The sequence below is a fragment of the Janthinobacterium sp. 1L-D-8-B-C4 genome (genome assembly GCF_057291295.1).
This window is the reverse complement of sequence record NZ_JBXAVX010000018.1, coordinates 41699-55943: the sequence shown is the minus strand read 5'-3', so window position 1 is coordinate 55943 and position 14245 is coordinate 41699. Positions and strand designations below refer to the sequence as shown.

12 protein-coding genes and 1 tRNA gene are annotated in these 14245 nt (G+C 63.3%); 5 read left to right on the top strand and 8 right to left on the bottom strand.

The genetic code is table 11. The features are described 5' to 3' along the window. The first annotated feature begins 242 nt into the window (after positions 1-242). The 3 genes from AC0Z42_RS25385 (at position 243) to galE (ending at position 2187) form a co-directional block, all read left to right on the top strand. Positions 243-316: transfer RNA gene (locus AC0Z42_RS25385), tRNA-Gly, on the top strand. Between the two features lie 92 nt (positions 317-408). After that, the gene (gene trmB, locus AC0Z42_RS25380) at positions 409-1089 is read left to right on the top strand and encodes a tRNA (guanosine(46)-N7)-methyltransferase TrmB (RefSeq protein WP_485470849.1); all 681 of its coding nucleotides are present in this window, start codon (positions 409-411) and stop codon (positions 1087-1089) included. A gap of 78 nt (positions 1090-1167) precedes the next feature. Next, a complete protein-coding gene (galE, locus tag AC0Z42_RS25375; RefSeq protein ID WP_485470940.1) occupies positions 1168-2187 on the top strand; it encodes a UDP-glucose 4-epimerase GalE in 1020 nt (339 codons plus the stop codon). Here galE and rfbD read toward each other — a convergent pair. The 3 genes from rfbD to AC0Z42_RS25360 all read right to left on the bottom strand — a co-directional run bounded on the left by rfbD (position 2184) and on the right by AC0Z42_RS25360 (position 5601). Beyond that, positions 2184-3056: a dTDP-4-dehydrorhamnose reductase gene (gene rfbD / locus AC0Z42_RS25370; RefSeq protein ID WP_485470848.1), complete on the bottom strand. Its 873-nt coding sequence runs from the start codon at positions 3054-3056 to the stop codon at positions 2184-2186. The two genes, galE and rfbD, sit on opposite strands and share 4 nt — an antisense overlap. 128 nt (positions 3057-3184) lie before the next feature. Next, a complete protein-coding gene (locus AC0Z42_RS25365; RefSeq protein ID WP_485470847.1) occupies positions 3185-4471 on the bottom strand; it encodes a Glu/Leu/Phe/Val family dehydrogenase in 1287 nt (428 codons plus the stop codon). Between the two features lie 149 nt (positions 4472-4620). After that, a complete protein-coding gene (locus tag AC0Z42_RS25360; protein ID WP_485470846.1) occupies positions 4621-5601 on the bottom strand; it encodes a LysR family transcriptional regulator in 981 nt (326 codons plus the stop codon). A gap of 171 nt (positions 5602-5772) precedes the next feature. On the opposite strand from AC0Z42_RS25360, the gene AC0Z42_RS25355 reads away from it, so the two are divergent. Next, positions 5773-8532, top strand: a complete 2760-nt coding sequence (locus AC0Z42_RS25355) for a M16 family metallopeptidase (protein WP_485470845.1) — start codon at positions 5773-5775, stop codon at positions 8530-8532. A gap of 31 nt (positions 8533-8563) precedes the next feature. On the opposite strand, the gene AC0Z42_RS25350 is transcribed toward AC0Z42_RS25355, so the two are convergent. The 5 genes from AC0Z42_RS25350 to AC0Z42_RS25330 all read right to left on the bottom strand — a co-directional run bounded on the left by AC0Z42_RS25350 (position 8564) and on the right by AC0Z42_RS25330 (position 13838). Beyond that, positions 8564-9031 carry a hypothetical protein gene (locus tag AC0Z42_RS25350; RefSeq protein WP_485470844.1) on the bottom strand — a complete coding sequence of 156 codons (468 nt, stop codon included), beginning with the start codon at positions 9029-9031 and terminating at the stop codon, positions 8564-8566. Next, on the bottom strand, positions 9031-10854 hold the full coding sequence (gene recQ / locus AC0Z42_RS25345) for a DNA helicase RecQ (protein WP_485470843.1): 1824 nt from the start codon (positions 10852-10854) through the stop codon (positions 9031-9033). Before recQ ends, AC0Z42_RS25350 begins: the two co-directional genes overlap by 1 nt. 6 nt (positions 10855-10860) lie before the next feature. After that, complete coding sequence (locus AC0Z42_RS25340) at positions 10861-11706, bottom strand: undecaprenyl-diphosphate phosphatase (protein WP_485470842.1); 846 nt, start codon at positions 11704-11706, stop codon at positions 10861-10863. Positions 11707-11869: 163 nt separating this feature from the next. Continuing rightward, entirely contained in the window at positions 11870-13030 is a 1161-nt protein-coding gene (locus AC0Z42_RS25335) for an MFS transporter (protein WP_485470841.1), read from the bottom strand. 34 nt (positions 13031-13064) lie between these two features. After that, positions 13065-13838, bottom strand: coding sequence for a DeoR/GlpR family DNA-binding transcription regulator (locus AC0Z42_RS25330; RefSeq protein WP_485470840.1), 774 nt, complete (start codon positions 13836-13838; stop codon positions 13065-13067). A 152-nt stretch (positions 13839-13990) separates the two neighbouring features. Between AC0Z42_RS25330 and AC0Z42_RS25325 the strand changes: the two genes are divergently transcribed. Then, the gene (locus AC0Z42_RS25325) at positions 13991-14227 is read left to right on the top strand and encodes a hypothetical protein (protein ID WP_485470839.1); all 237 of its coding nucleotides are present in this window, start codon (positions 13991-13993) and stop codon (positions 14225-14227) included. Positions 14228-14245 lie beyond the last annotated feature (18 nt).

The following is a 14245-nucleotide window of genomic DNA, read 5'->3' as shown; positions in this document are numbered from 1 at the left end:
GTAGCAACATTCTGCGTGTTAGTCTGCATGCACGCTTGGTGATGGCAGTTTCAGAGGCAATCCGTTCCAATACTAAAGCATTTTTTGGGATTTTCTGTAGAGTGTTGTATCAAGTTAACAAAATATGGACATCTTGTCTGCAACATCTACTCCACTTTCACGCTTTGCTTGCCGTGTGGTAAGAGATCACTTCGTCTCGCGGTTTGCCAACTACTTCCCATCCCGCGTAAAATGCAGGCTTCGCGGGTGTAGCTCAATGGTAGAGCAGAAGCTTCCCAAGCTTACGACGAGGGTTCGATTCCCTTCACCCGCTCCATTTTTTGCCGGCATCCGGTATGCGCGTGGCGCGGCTACTTTTTTCTCATTCCCATGTCTTCTGATACTCCAGCAAACGGCCCGGCGCGGCCGATGATGTACGATCCGACCGAACACCGCATCCGCAGTTTCGTCACCCGCGCGGGGCGCCTGTCGGTGGCGCAGGCGCGCGCGCTCGAGACGCTGGGGCCGCAATTTTTGCTGCCGTTCGCCAAGCAGGCGCTCGACTTCGAACAGGTATTCAAACGCCAGGCGCCGGTGATCCTGGAGATCGGTTTCGGCATGGGCGCCACCACCGCGCATATCGCCAAGGCGATGCCGGACAAAGACTTTATCGGCGTTGAAGTGCATACGCCGGGCGTGGGCAGCTTGTTGAAACTGATCGGTGAAGAATCGCTGACGAACTTGCGCCTGCTGCAGCACGATGCGGTGGAGGTGCTGACGCACATGATACCGGCCAATTCGCTGGCCGGCATCCATGTGTTTTTCCCCGATCCCTGGCATAAGGCGCGCCATAACAAGCGCCGCCTGATCCAGTCGCCGTTCGTGCGGCAACTGACCGAGCGCCTGGCGCCGGGCGGCTACCTGCATTGCGCTACCGACTGGGAAGATTATGCGGTGCAGATGCTGGAAGTGCTCGGCGCCGAGCCACAGCTGCAAAACAGTGCCGAGGGCTATGCGCCGCAGCCGGCCTACCGCCCGCTGACCAAGTTTGAAAACCGCGGCCTGAAGCTGGGCCATGGTGTGTGGGATCTGGTCTTCATCAAGAAATAAACCGGCACACGGGAGCTGGCTTGCTGGTCAAGCTTGCACAATTGCGCTAAGCTTGACTTTTTAGCATGGATTGAAATGATGGCCAAGAAAATTCTCGTGACCGGCGCCTCCGGTTTCATCGGTTCACATACCTGCGTCGAATTGCTGGCGGCCGGTTTTGACGTGGTTGCAGTGGATAACCTGTGCAACAGCGCGCGCGAAGCGATGTTGCGCGTCGAGCGCATTGCCGGCAAGAGCGTGCCGTTCTACGAAGCCGACGTGCGCGACCGCGCCGCCATGGCTGCCGTGCTGCAAGAGCATGCGATTGATGCGGTGATCCATTTCGCCGGCCTCAAAGCGGTGGGCGAATCGGTGGCCAAGCCCCTGATGTACATGGATAACAATGTCAGCGGCACCGTGGCGTTGCTGGAAGTGCTGGCCGCCGCCAATGTGAAGCGCTTCGTGTTCAGTTCATCGGCCACCGTATATGGTGATCCGGAAGCCTTGCCCATCCTGGAAACGTCGCGCCTGTCGGTGACCAATCCGTATGGCCGCTCCAAATTGATGGTCGAGCAAATTCTCGGCGACCTGGTGCGTGCCGATGGCGAGTGGCAGGTCGGCGTGCTGCGCTACTTCAATCCGGTGGGCGCGCATGCGAGCGGCTTGATCGGTGAAGATCCGGCCGGCATTCCGAACAACCTGATGCCCTTCATTGCGCAAGTGGCCGTCGGCCGCCGCGACAAGCTGTCGGTATTCGGCGATGATTATCCGACGCCGGACGGCACAGGCGTGCGCGACTACATCCATGTGGTCGACCTGGCGCTGGGCCATGTGGCGGCCCTGAACCGTTTGTTTTCGCTCGAAGGCGGCTTTACCGTCAACCTCGGTACCGGTCACGGCTACAGCGTGCTCGACACCGTGCGCGCCTTTGAAGCGGCCAGCGGCCGTCCGGTGCCGTACCAGATCGTGCCACGCCGCCCGGGCGACATCGCCAGCTGCTACGCTTCGGCCGACCAGGCACGCGAACTGCTGGGCTGGACGGCGCAAAAGAACATCGATGACATGTGCGCCGACCATTGGCGCTGGCAGCACCAGAATCCGCAAGGCTACGCCGCCTAGTTCTGGCACAGCTCCAAGGCATCCTGCCAGTTCGGCAAACCGCAGAAAGCGTCCATCAGCTTTTGCGACGACAGCACCGAATTGGCAGGGCGTTGCGCCGGTACCGGATAGGCCGAGGCCGGTATCGGTGTCAGCTGCGGCTTTTTCGTTACCGATGCGTGCGCCATGATCGCTTCCGCAAAACCAAACCAGGTGGTTTTACCTTGTGCCGTCAGATGGTAGAGACCGGAGTGCTGGTCCCACCACGCTTGCTGGTCGGCGGCAGCCAGGCTTTGCGCCACGATGTGTGCGGTGGTATCGGCAATCGTGCGGCTCCAGGTCGGCGCGCCGAACTGATCCGAGACGATGTTCAACGCGTCGCGCTCCTGCGCCAGGCGGCGCATGGTCAGCAGGAAATTTTTACCGTGCGTGCTGTAGACCCAGCTGGTACGCAGGATCAGGTGTTTCACACCCGAGGCAAGAATCGCCTGTTCGCCCGCCAGCTTGCTGCTGCCGTACACATTCACCGGGCAGGTAGGGTCCGTTTCCAGGTAAGCGCCATCCTTCGTGCCATCGAATACGTAATCGGTGCTGTAATGGATCAGTGTCGCGCCCAGCTTTTTAGCTTCCTCCGCCATTACGCCTGGGGCTTCGCCATTGATACACTGCGCCAGTTCCGGCTCGCGTTCCGCCTGGTCGACTGCCGTATAGGCGGCAGGATTGACGATCAAGGTGGGTTTCACGCTACGAATCACATCGCGCACCTGCTGCAGATTGCTTAAATCCATCTGACTGCGATCGACCGCGATGATCTCGCCCAAGCCTTGCAGGCTGCGTTCCAGTTCGTAGCCGACCTGGCCAGTTTTTCCGGTAATTAAAATACGGCTCATGGGTATTCCTGTTGATATGGGTGCCGATAGTATGCCTGAAGGCGGCTGGGTTAAGTACCTGCCATGAAAAATCCCGCCGCACATTGCTGTGCGGCGGGATTTTTTACGTGCTCTTGCGAACGCGGTATTTACGGATACAAACCACGCACTTCACGCGCCTGCAGCACGCGCGTGCAGGCCAGGATAAAGGTCGCGGTACGCATCGACACTTTTTTCTCCTGCGACACTTGCCACACCGCGTCGAAGGCTTCGCGCATGATGCGCGTCAGTCGGCTGTTGATTTCTTCTTCGGTCCAGAAGAAGCTCGAGAAGTTCTGCGACCATTCGAAGTAGCTGACGGTCACGCCGCCGGCGTTGGCCAGCACGTCCGGCACGATCAGCACGCCCCTGTCGTTGAGGATGTCGTCGGCGGCCGGCATGGTCGGGCCGTTGGCGCCTTCCAGGATGATCCTGGCGCGGATGATGTGGGCGCGCTCGGCGGTGATCTGCTGTTCCAGCGCGGCCGGGATCAGGATGTCGCAATCGATGCCCCAGAAATCGTCGCGCGGCACGAACGCTTCGGCGCCCGGAAAGCCTTCGACGCTGCCCGCTTCGGCCACGTGCGCCAGCAGTTGCGGAATGTCCAGGCCGCCGCTATGCACGACGGTGGTCTTGTGGTCCTGCACCGCGACGATCTTCGAACCGGCTTCGGCAAACATGCGCGCGGCCACGCCGCCGACGTTGCCGAAACCTTGCACGATGACCTTCGCGCCTTCGATCGGCACGCCGATGCGGGCGGCGGCGTCGCAGCCGATCACGTACACGCCGCGGCCGGTCGCATCACGGCGGCCCAGGCTGCCGCCGAGCGAGATCGGCTTGCCGGTCACCACGCCGGTCGACATATTGCCGTTCAGCATGGAGTAGCTGTCCATCATCCAGGCCATCACCTGTTCATTGGTGTTGACGTCCGGCGCCGGAATATCCTTGTTCGGGCCGATGATCATGCTGATTTCGCTGGTGTAGCGGCGCGTCAGGCGCTGCAGCTCGTTGCGTGACAGGGTCTTCGGATCGACGCGGATACCGCCCTTGGCGCCACCGTATGGCACGTTGACGGCCGCGTTCTTGACCGTCATCCATGCCGAAAGGGCCATCACTTCCGACAACGTCACGTCTTCGTGGAAGCGCACGCCGCCCTTGCCCGGGCCGCGCGACATATTGTGCTGCACGCGGTAGCCTTCGTAGTGGGCGATGCTGCCGTCATCGCGCTCGATGGGCACGTCGACCGTCAGGATGCGCTTCGGGCGCTTCAGGGTTTCGACCCAGCGCGACAGGCTGCCCAGGTAGGGCGTGACGCGGTCGATCTGTTCAAGGTAGACGCCCCATGGGCCGAGATCTTCAGGGTTGAGGTAGGAAGGCAGTGCGTGCTTGCTGGTCATGCTTGATAAGCTCCTGGACAATACGAATACGTGAGAGGCGTAACCGGAAAGCAGCTACGCGCAGCGGAACCGCATCGTAGGCGATGGCCGCATGCCCCGGCCAATGCTTTGTGCGCATCCGGTTATGCATTTATTGCATAGTTGTCGCGTCAGGATTCGGTGGCGGGGCGTTTGCGCCGGCGGTGCTTTTTCGCGTCTTGTGCGGCATTTTCCTGCGATTGCACCAGGTACTGCCACAGGCTTTCGACGATGGCCTTGCCAGGCCGCTGGCCGTTCGGGCGTTCGCGGTACAAGCGGATTTCCAGCTCGATTTCCCAGCCCGGCGCGCCGCCGTCGGCCAGCGCCAGGTGCTTGTACTTGACGTCGCGCAGCACTGCCGATTCAGGCAGAAAAGCGATGCCGCGCCCTTCCAGCGCCATCATTTTCAGGCCCTCGGCCATGTCGGTTTCGTAGCAGGTGTCGAGGTACAAAGGCGTTTTTGCGTCGGCCATCAACAGTTCCACCATGCGTCCCAGGTAGGCGTTGCTGGTATAGGAAAGAAACGGCACCGGGTCGTCGGCGCTGCCGGGCAGGACGAAATCGGGCACCTTGTCGGCGCCGCAGCGGGCGTAGGCGCGCACGGTTTCGCGGCCCATCACCAGCATGTCGTAGCGGCCCGGATCGAGCTGCACCGGCTGGCGCGGATGGTGATAGCACAGCAGCAGGTCGCAGCCGCCGTCGACCAGCTGCAGCACCGCGTCGTGCACGTTCAGGGCCATCAGGCGGCTGTTGATCGGCGCGAAGCCTTGTTCCAGGGCCGTCAGCCACTTCGGCATGAAGGTCAGCGACAGCGTGTGCGGCACGGCGAAGTCGACGCTGGTCTGGGTGGCGGCGCGCTTGCCGCGCAGCAGGGCGCGCACGCCATTGATCTGGCCCAGCATTTCCAGCGCCTGCTCGTAGAACACGGCGCCGGCCGGCGTCAGTCGCGTGGGGTAGGAAGTGCGGTCAACCAGGTCGGTTCCGAGCCAGTTTTCCAGCGACTGGATGCGACGCGAAAAAGCCGGCTGGGTGACGTGGCGCAGGGCCGCCGAACGGCTGAAATTATGCGTTTCAGCGAGCGAAATGAAGTCTTCCAGCCATTTGGTTTCCATCGCAGGATCGTACCGTTTTTGGCCGCACATGCATAGGCCGGCAGCGCGCTTGCTGCGAATTGCTGAAACGAAATAAATAATTCTTTGCCATCTAAAACATCTGGCAAAATATCCGCACTCCCCGCCGCCGGCTTGCGGCGGTTTGACGTGATGTGTTTTTTGAGGTGACGCATGAAACAGAAACTGTGGTTGTCCGTGGCGCTGCCGTTGGTATTGGCCACAAACATGGCGCTGCCGCTGCACGCCGCCACGCCGGTGGCCCAGGCGCCGTTCCAGCGCAGTACCTACGCCTTGAAGCAGCAGAAATTCGTGCTCAGGAACGGCCTGACCCTGGTCGTGCATGAAGATCACAGCGTGCCCGTGGTGGCGGTGAACCTGTGGTACCACGTCGGTTCGCGCAACGAGCAGCGCGGCAAGACCGGTTTTGCGCATCTGTTCGAACACTTTTTCTTCAACGGCTCGGAAAACTATCCGCACGGCTTTCGTGAAGCGATGGATGACCTGGGCGCGAACAACCGCAACGGCACCACCAATGGCGACCGCACCAATTTCTATGAAGACGTGCCGGTGTCGGCGCTGGAGCGCACGCTGTACCTGGAATCGGACCGCATGGGCTACCTGGGCAACTACATTTCGAAGGAGATGCTCGAGCGCGAACGCGGCGTGGTGCAAAATGAAAAGCGCCAGGGCGAGAACCAGCCTTACGGGCGCGTGTGGCAGGAAATCAGCGCGCAGATGTATCCGTATTCGCACCCGTATTCGTGGTCGACCATCGGCAGCATGGACGACCTGAACGCCGCCTCGCTGGACGACATCAAGCAGTGGTACCGCAGCTACTACGGGCCGAACAACGCCGTCATTTCGCTGGCCGGCGACATCACGCCCGAGCGCGCGCTGGCGCTGGTGACGCAGTACTTCGGCGCGATTCCGCCGGGCCCGCCGCTGCCGCGCACGCAACGCTGGATTCCTCGGCTGGACAGCGATATCCGCAGCGAGATGGAAGACCGCGTGCCGCAGGCGCGCATCTACCGCAGCTACCATGCGCCGGCCGTCGGCGACCCGGAACTGGCGCGCCTGTCGCTGCTGGCCGAAGTGCTGGCAGGCTCGAAAAGCGCGCGCCTGGAGCGCCGCCTGGTGTATGAAAAAGGCCTGGCCACCGCCGTCAACGCCGGCGTCAATGATGCGCAACTGGGCAGCACCTTCAACATCATCGTCACCGTCAAGCCGGGCGTGGCGCCGGCCGACGCCGAGCGCGAGATGGACCAGGTGCTGCGCGAACTGCTGGCGCAAGGACCGACGCCGGCCGAACTGGCGCGTGTCAAGACCAGCAGCCTGGCCGCCTTTGCGCGCGCCAACGAGCGCCTGGGCCGGCGCGCCGACCTGCTGGCCGAAAACGCCACCTTCGGCGCCACGCCGGAAGCCTACCTGGACCAGCTGGAAGCGGCGGCAAAGGCTACGCCGGAGCAGGTCAAACGCAGCGGCGCGGCCTGGCTCAATGCCCACAGCCATACCATGACGGTCAAGCCGTTTGCCCAGCTGGCGGTGGAAAAATCCACGCTGGACCGCAAGCTGCTGCCGGCGCTGGGCACGCCGCCCGACGTGGCGTTTCCCGCCATCGAACGCGCGCAGCTGAAAAATGGCGTGAAAGTAGTGCTGCTGCAGCGGCACACGGCGCCGATCGTCAACGTGACCCTGGCGCTCGACGCCGGCAGCGCGTCCGACACCGGCGACAAGGCCGGCGCCGCCTCGCTGGCGATGGACCTGCTCGACAAGGGCACGCGCACGCGCAACGCCTTCCAGATGTCGGACGCGCTCGAATCGCTGGGCGCGAACATGTCGGCCGCGACCCTGGCCGACCTGTCGCTATTGCGCCTGCAGTCGACGGCCGGCAACCTGGCGCCGTCGCTGGCGCTGATGGCCGACGCGGCTTTGCGCCCGGCGTTTGCGGACGCGCTGTTCGCGCAGCAACAGCAGCGCCGCCTGGCGCAGATCGCGCAGGAAAAGGCCCAGCCGACCAGCCTGGCGATGCGCATCGTGCCCGGCATCCTGTATGGCGCCGATCAGGCCTATGGCCGTCCCGCCTCCGGTGACGCCGACAGCGTGAGCCACCTCACGCGTGGCGATGTGGCGCAGTGGCACGCCAGCTGGTTCAAGCCGGGCAGCGCCACCATCGTCGTCAGCGGCGACACCACGCTGGCGCAGCTGATGCCGGCGCTGGAAGCGTCGTTCGGCGCCTGGCAGGGCGGCAGCGCGCCGGCCAAACCAGCCGCCGCGCCAGCGCGCACGGCCGGCAAGCGCGTGTTTTTGATCGACAAACCCGATGCGCCGCAATCGACCATCGTTGCCGCGCAATTGAGCCAATTGCAGGGTCAGCCGGAAGACCTGGCGATGGAACCGGTGATGCAGAACTTTGGCGGCATGGCCACCTCGCGCCTGAACCGCAACCTGCGCCTGGACAAGCACTGGAGCTACGGCACCAGCGGCCAACTGACCAATCCGCGCGGCCAGCGCGCGCTGCTGGTGGTGGCGCCGGTGCAGACCGACAAAACCCGCGAAGCGATGCTCGAAGTGGCCAAAGAAATCCGTGGCGTGGCTGGCGAGCACCCGCTGCAAGGCGAGGAATTCAACAGCATCATGCGCAACATGGGCGCGCGCCTGGCGGGCCGTTTTGAAACCCTGGCAGCGCTCGATTCGGCCGCGCTGACCAGCCTCAATCTGGGCCTGCCTGACGATTACTGGTCCGGCTATTCGGCAAAGCTGCGCCAGCTGGACCCGGCGCAACTGGCCGGCGCCGCCAGCAAGTTCGTGCAGCCGGATGAGCTGGTATGGGTGGTGATCGGCGACCTGCGCAAGATCGAAGCGGGCGTGCGGGAGCTGGGCTGGGGCGAGGTGACGGTGCTTGATGCGGACGGCAAGCCTGTCGCACGATAGATATTGAAACGGCGCCCGCAGGCGCCGTTGTTCATGCGGGCTGCTGGTACAGCGCGGCGGGCAGGCCGAAGAAGGAAGGCGGACCGAGTGTCGTGCCGTCGAGCGATTCGCCCGTGTTCAGGGCCTGGCTGATGGCCGACAGCAAGGAGCTGCGGTCGGCCAGGTTCTGCATCAGCGCGCGCGGGCCGTTGTGGAAGGTATGGCGGGCGATATCGGCGGCAACGGCAAAGATCGGTTCGTGTCGCATGGGGAATGCCACCCATTCGCCATCCTCATCCTGCGCGCAGAAGGTATCGGGCAAGATGACGTTTTTTGCGCCGGGAAGGTGCGACGCCAGCACCAGCCCGAACGCTTCGGGCACCACGTCGGCCAGGCGGCGCACGGTGAGGTCGTCCTGCACCATGGCGCGCACTTGCGCTTCCACGTCGTCGTCGGCGTCGGGTCCGGCGCCAAGCAGTTTCACGGCCTGGTAGATCAGGTCGGGCGACAGCGCTTCCATCAGATCATCTCCAGAATCATGGCGACGATTTCATCGCCATACGAGGCCAGCTTTTTCTCGCCGACGCCGCTGACGCTGCGCAGCTGTTCCAGCGAGGTGGGCTTGGCCTTGGCGATCTCGCGCAATGTCGCGTCGACGAAAATGACGTAGGCCGGCACATTGTGGGTGCGTGCCGTTTCCACGCGCCACCAGCGCAGCTTGTCGAAAATCGCCTGTTCGCTGGTCGACAGATCCATCTCGACGTAACCCTTGGCGACGCTGGTGCTGCGCTTGCTGGTCTTGACCGGCTTCTGGTACTGGCGCAGCTGCACTTTCTGGCCGCCCTTGAGCACCGGGCGCGAGGCGTCGGTCAGTTTCAAGGAGCTGTATTGTTCATGGTCGACCGAGACCAGGCCCAGCGCGATGGCCTGGCGCAGGATCGATTTCCATTCCGCTTCGCCCAGGTCCGCGCCGATGCCGAACACCGACAAGCTATCGTGGTGCCAGGTCTTGATGCGCTCGGACTCCATGCCGCGCAAGACGTCGATCACGTGGCCGCCGGCAAAGCGCTGGTCGACCCGGTAGATCGCCGACAGCAGTTTTTGCACCGGCACCGTGCCGTCGAACGACACCGGCGGCACCAGACAGGTGTCGCAATTGCCGCAAGGCGAAGCCGGTTCGCCGAAGTATTCGAGCAGTCGCATGCGCCGGCAGCTGAGCGTTTCGCACAGGCCCAGCATGGCGTCGAGTTTCACGCCCAGCACGCGCTTGAAGGTTTCGTCGGCTTCCGATTCGTCGATCATGCGCCGCTGCAGCACCACGTCCTGCAGGCCATACGCCATCCACGCGTTCGCCGCCATGCCGTCGCGGCCCGCGCGCCCGGTTTCCTGGTAATAGCCCTCGATGCTTTTCGGCAGATCGAGGTGGGCCACGAAGCGCACGTCGGGCTTGTCGATGCCCATGCCGAAGGCGATGGTGGCGACCATTACCAGGTTTTCTTCGCGCAGGAAGCGCGCCTGGTTGGCGCTGCGTTTGGCGTACTCCATGCCGGCGTGATAGGGCAGCGCGCGGATGCCGTTTTCGTTCAAAAATTCCGCCGTCTCTTCGACTTTTTTACGCGACAGGCAGTAAACGATGCCGCAGTCGCCCGCGTGTTCGGTGCTGATGAAGTCGAGCAGCTGCTTGCGGCCATTGGCCTTTTCAACGATCTGGTAGCGGATGTTCGGACGGTCGAACGACGACACGAACTGGCGCGCGTCATTGAGCTGCAGGCGCAGCGCGATTTCGGCGCGCGTCTGCGGGTCGGCCGTGGCCGTCAATGCAATGCGCGGCACATCCGGGAACTGCTCGTGCAGCACCGACAGCTTGATGTATTCGGGGCGGAAGTCATGGCCCCACTGGGCCACGCAGTGCGCCTCGTCGATTGCGAACAGGGCGATTTTCGAGGCCTGGAACAGGTCCAGGCAGCGCTGCGTCATCAATCGTTCAGGCGCAACATACACCAGGTCGATCTGGCCGGTACGCACCAGGCGCTCGATGCGGCTCGCTTCTTCGTAGGTCTGGGTCGAATTCAGAAAGGCAGCGCGCACGCCTACTTCGGCCAGCGCGTCCACTTGATCCTGCATCAGCGCGATCAGCGGCGAGATGACCACGCCGACGCCGTCGCGCAGCAGCGCCGGGATCTGGTAGCACAGCGACTTGCCGCCGCCGGTGGGCATCAGCACCAGCGCATCGCCGCCGTGGCTGACATGGTCGACGATATCGGCTTGCTGGCCGCGGAAGGCCGGATAGCCGAAGACGGTTTGCAGCGTCTGCAGGGCTTGCGCGTTGAGGTCTTGATTCATGGTGCCTTATTCTGCCCAGACAACCCAGCCGTAATGGGCGCTGGCGATGACCAGCACGCCAAACACGATACGGTACCAGGCAAAGAATGTGAAGTCGTGCGAACTGATGTAGCGCAGCAGCCAGCGCACGCACAAAAAGGCGGAAACAAACGCAGCCAGCGTGCCGAGGGTAAACAGCGGCAGGTCGGTGGCCGACAAAATGTCGCGCGCCTTGTACAGCGAGTAAAAGGTGGCGGCCAGCAAGGTGGGAATGGCCAGGAAGAACGAGAACTCGGTGGCCGTCTTGCGCGACAGGCCCAGCAGCATGCCGCCGATAATCGTCGAGCCCGAGCGGCTGGTGCCGGGAATCAGCGCAAACGCCTGCGCGCAGCCCACTTTCAGCGCGTCCAGCGGCGTCATTTCATCGACCGAATTGACGCGCACGGTGACCGGGTTCAATCGCGCGCGGCGCTCGACCAGCAAAATGATCACGCCGCCGATAATGAAGGCCAGCGCCACCGGCACCGGCTTGAACAGCGCATGCTTGATCATTTTGCCGATCGCCAGCCCGATAATGGCCAGCGGTAGAAAGGCGATCGCCACGTTGAGCACGAACTTGCGCGATTTCAGTTCGGTACTGAAAGTGGACAGCACGGAAGCGATGCGCGCGCGGTATTCCCAGCACACGGCGAGGATGGCGCCGGCCTGGATCGCGATCTCGAACACATCCATCACGTCTTTCGACACATCGTTGGTGAAGTCGAGCAGGCTGCCTGCGAGGATCAGATGGCCGGTGGAGGAAATTGGCAGGAATTCGGTAAAACCTTCGACCAGCCCCATGATGATGGCTTTAAATGCAAGAATCAGATCCATGAATCGCGATGTAGTTAGTGGGTAAGCAACAAGAGGAGGGGGAGACCGCGCGGCGTTTGCCATCCGCGCGGGGTCGAAGCTTACCACGAGAGCGCCTTGTGGACGCGATTGGGGCGCTGCCTGGCAATGCTTTTTTAGCGCCGCCAGGCAGGCAAGGGGAGGTTCAGGCTGCCGCTTTGGCCGCTGCTGCTGGCGCTGTGGCCAGGCGCGCGCTGGCCGCCACCAGCAGCAGCGCGCCGCCGAGGATGGCAAACGCGATATTGAGGCTGGTGGCGTGGGCCACGAAGCCGATCACGGCCGGCCCGGCCAGGATGCCCGCATAGCCGATGGTGGTAATCGCCGCCACCGCCAGGCTGGCCGGCATGGCGGTCTGGTTGCCGGCCGCCGTAAACAGGATCGGCACGATATTGGCCGCGCCCAGGCCGACCAGCACGAAGCCCAGCAGCGCCAGCAGCGCGCCCGGCGCCAGTACCGCCAGGAAGAAGCCGCCGGCCGCGCACAGGCCGCCGAAAGCGAGTACCCGCTTGCCGCCAAAGCGGCTCACCACCTTGTCGCCCGTAAAGCGGCCGACCGTCATGGCGATGGCAAACGCCGCGTAGCCCAGGCCGCCCTGGCTGGCGTCCACGCCGCGCGTGGTGGTCAGGAACAGGGCGCTCCAGTCGAGGATGGCGCCTTCGGCCAGGAACACGATAAAACACAGCAAGCCGATCAGGATGACGGCGCCGTGCGGCATCACGAACAGCGGCGTCTTTTCGCCACTGGACGATACCGTGCGCAGCAAATGACCTTGCGAGGCGCCGATCACCGCGCCCAGCAATATCATCAGCACCACGCATGACCAGGCGGGCGTGAGGCCCAGCCACAGCAGCAGAGCCATGCAGCCGGCGCCGGCAAAGCCGCCCACGCTGAACATGGCGTGAAAGCCGGACATCATCGCGCCGCCATTGGCTTTTTCGATGATCACGGCCTGGATATTCATGGCCACGTCCATGGTGCCCATGGCGGCGCCGAAAGCCAGCAGCACCAGGCCCAGCTGCAGCGGCGTGACGGCCAGTGCCAGTCCCGGCAAGATGGCGATCAGCAGCGCGCCGGCCCACAGGATCACGCTGCGGCAGCCGAAGCGGCCAGCCAGCACGCCCGTAAACGGCATGGCGCACAGGGAACCCGCGCCCAGGCACAGCAATAAAAAGCCGAGGGTGGCTTCATCGAGGCCCAGGCGGGTCTTGGCGTAGGGCACCAGCGGCGCCCAGGCCGCCATGCCGAGGCCGGCGGCGAAAAAGACCAGGCGCGTGGCGCGTTGTTGCAGGGTACCGGTAAGGTGCATGGCGTGATTTTTCAAGGTAAGGGATGGAAGAAGTTCAACGGGCGCGGGCGCGCAGCACCTGCACGCCCTGCCGTTCGAACGCGGCAACATGGACGGCATCGGCGGTGGCTTCCAGCACCAGGTGCTGCAGCAGGCCGGTGGCCAGCACGCCGAATGGCGCGGCCGTGCCCAGCTTGTCGCTGGTCACTGCCACCACCACCGCGCGACTGGCGCCGGCGATGCTGCGCTTGAATTCGGCTTCGTCATAGTTATAGGCGGTCACGCCCGCGTCGGCATCGGCGCCGCAGGCACCGAGGAAACACAGGTCGGGATGCATGCGCTCGACCGTGCGCAGCGCCTGCGGCCCCAGGCTGGCGCCGGCGCGCCGGTCAACGCGCCCGCCGGCCATGATCAGCTCGATCTCGGACCGCTCCATCAGCGCCATGGCGATCGCCGGCGCATTGGTGATCACCGTCAATGCCAATGGCGGCAACGCGGTGGCAATCGCCAGGTTGGTCGAGCCGGCGTCGAGAAACAGCACCTGCCCCGCGCGCACCAGCGACACGGCCGCCTGCGCCAGGCGCGCCTTGCTTTCGGGCGCTTCATGCTGGCGCTGGGTCAACGTGCCACCATCGGGCGCCAGCGGCAGGGCGCCGCCATATACGCGCTGGCACAGCCCGGCAGCGGCCATCTCGCGCAGGTCGCGCCGTATCGTGTCTTCCGACACATCAAGCTGGCGCGCCAGGTCCAGCGCCAGCACCCGGCCATCGGCTTGCAATTGTTGCTGGATCAGCGCGTGGCGCTGTTTTAGAAGCAGGTTGGCGGTCATGGCTCATTTAATCGTGCAGGAATGCGCATGAATATACGCAAACGTGCATTTTTCGTCAAGCGTTGCTCAAGAGCGCTGGTAAAAAGCCACGGCATTGCCATTGAGATATAAATAACTGTTACAGTTATAGTAATTCAATGGGAGGCGACCTCATGACGACAGAGAAGTTTTCAATGGCAACCCTGCTGCGCAATACCGTACGCCGCCATGGCCTGGCTTGCCTGGCGATGGTGGCGGTAGTTGAAGTGATGCATTATTTCCGCCATGGCGGGCTGGGCCTGACTGATGTGCGCGACGGCGTGATCGCGCTGTGTGTCTTTGGACTGGTCTCGCTGCTGATTGAATACAACCGCATGGTCAACGGTACACAGGACGCGCCGAAAGGCTGAGCCAGCCGGCTGGAACGG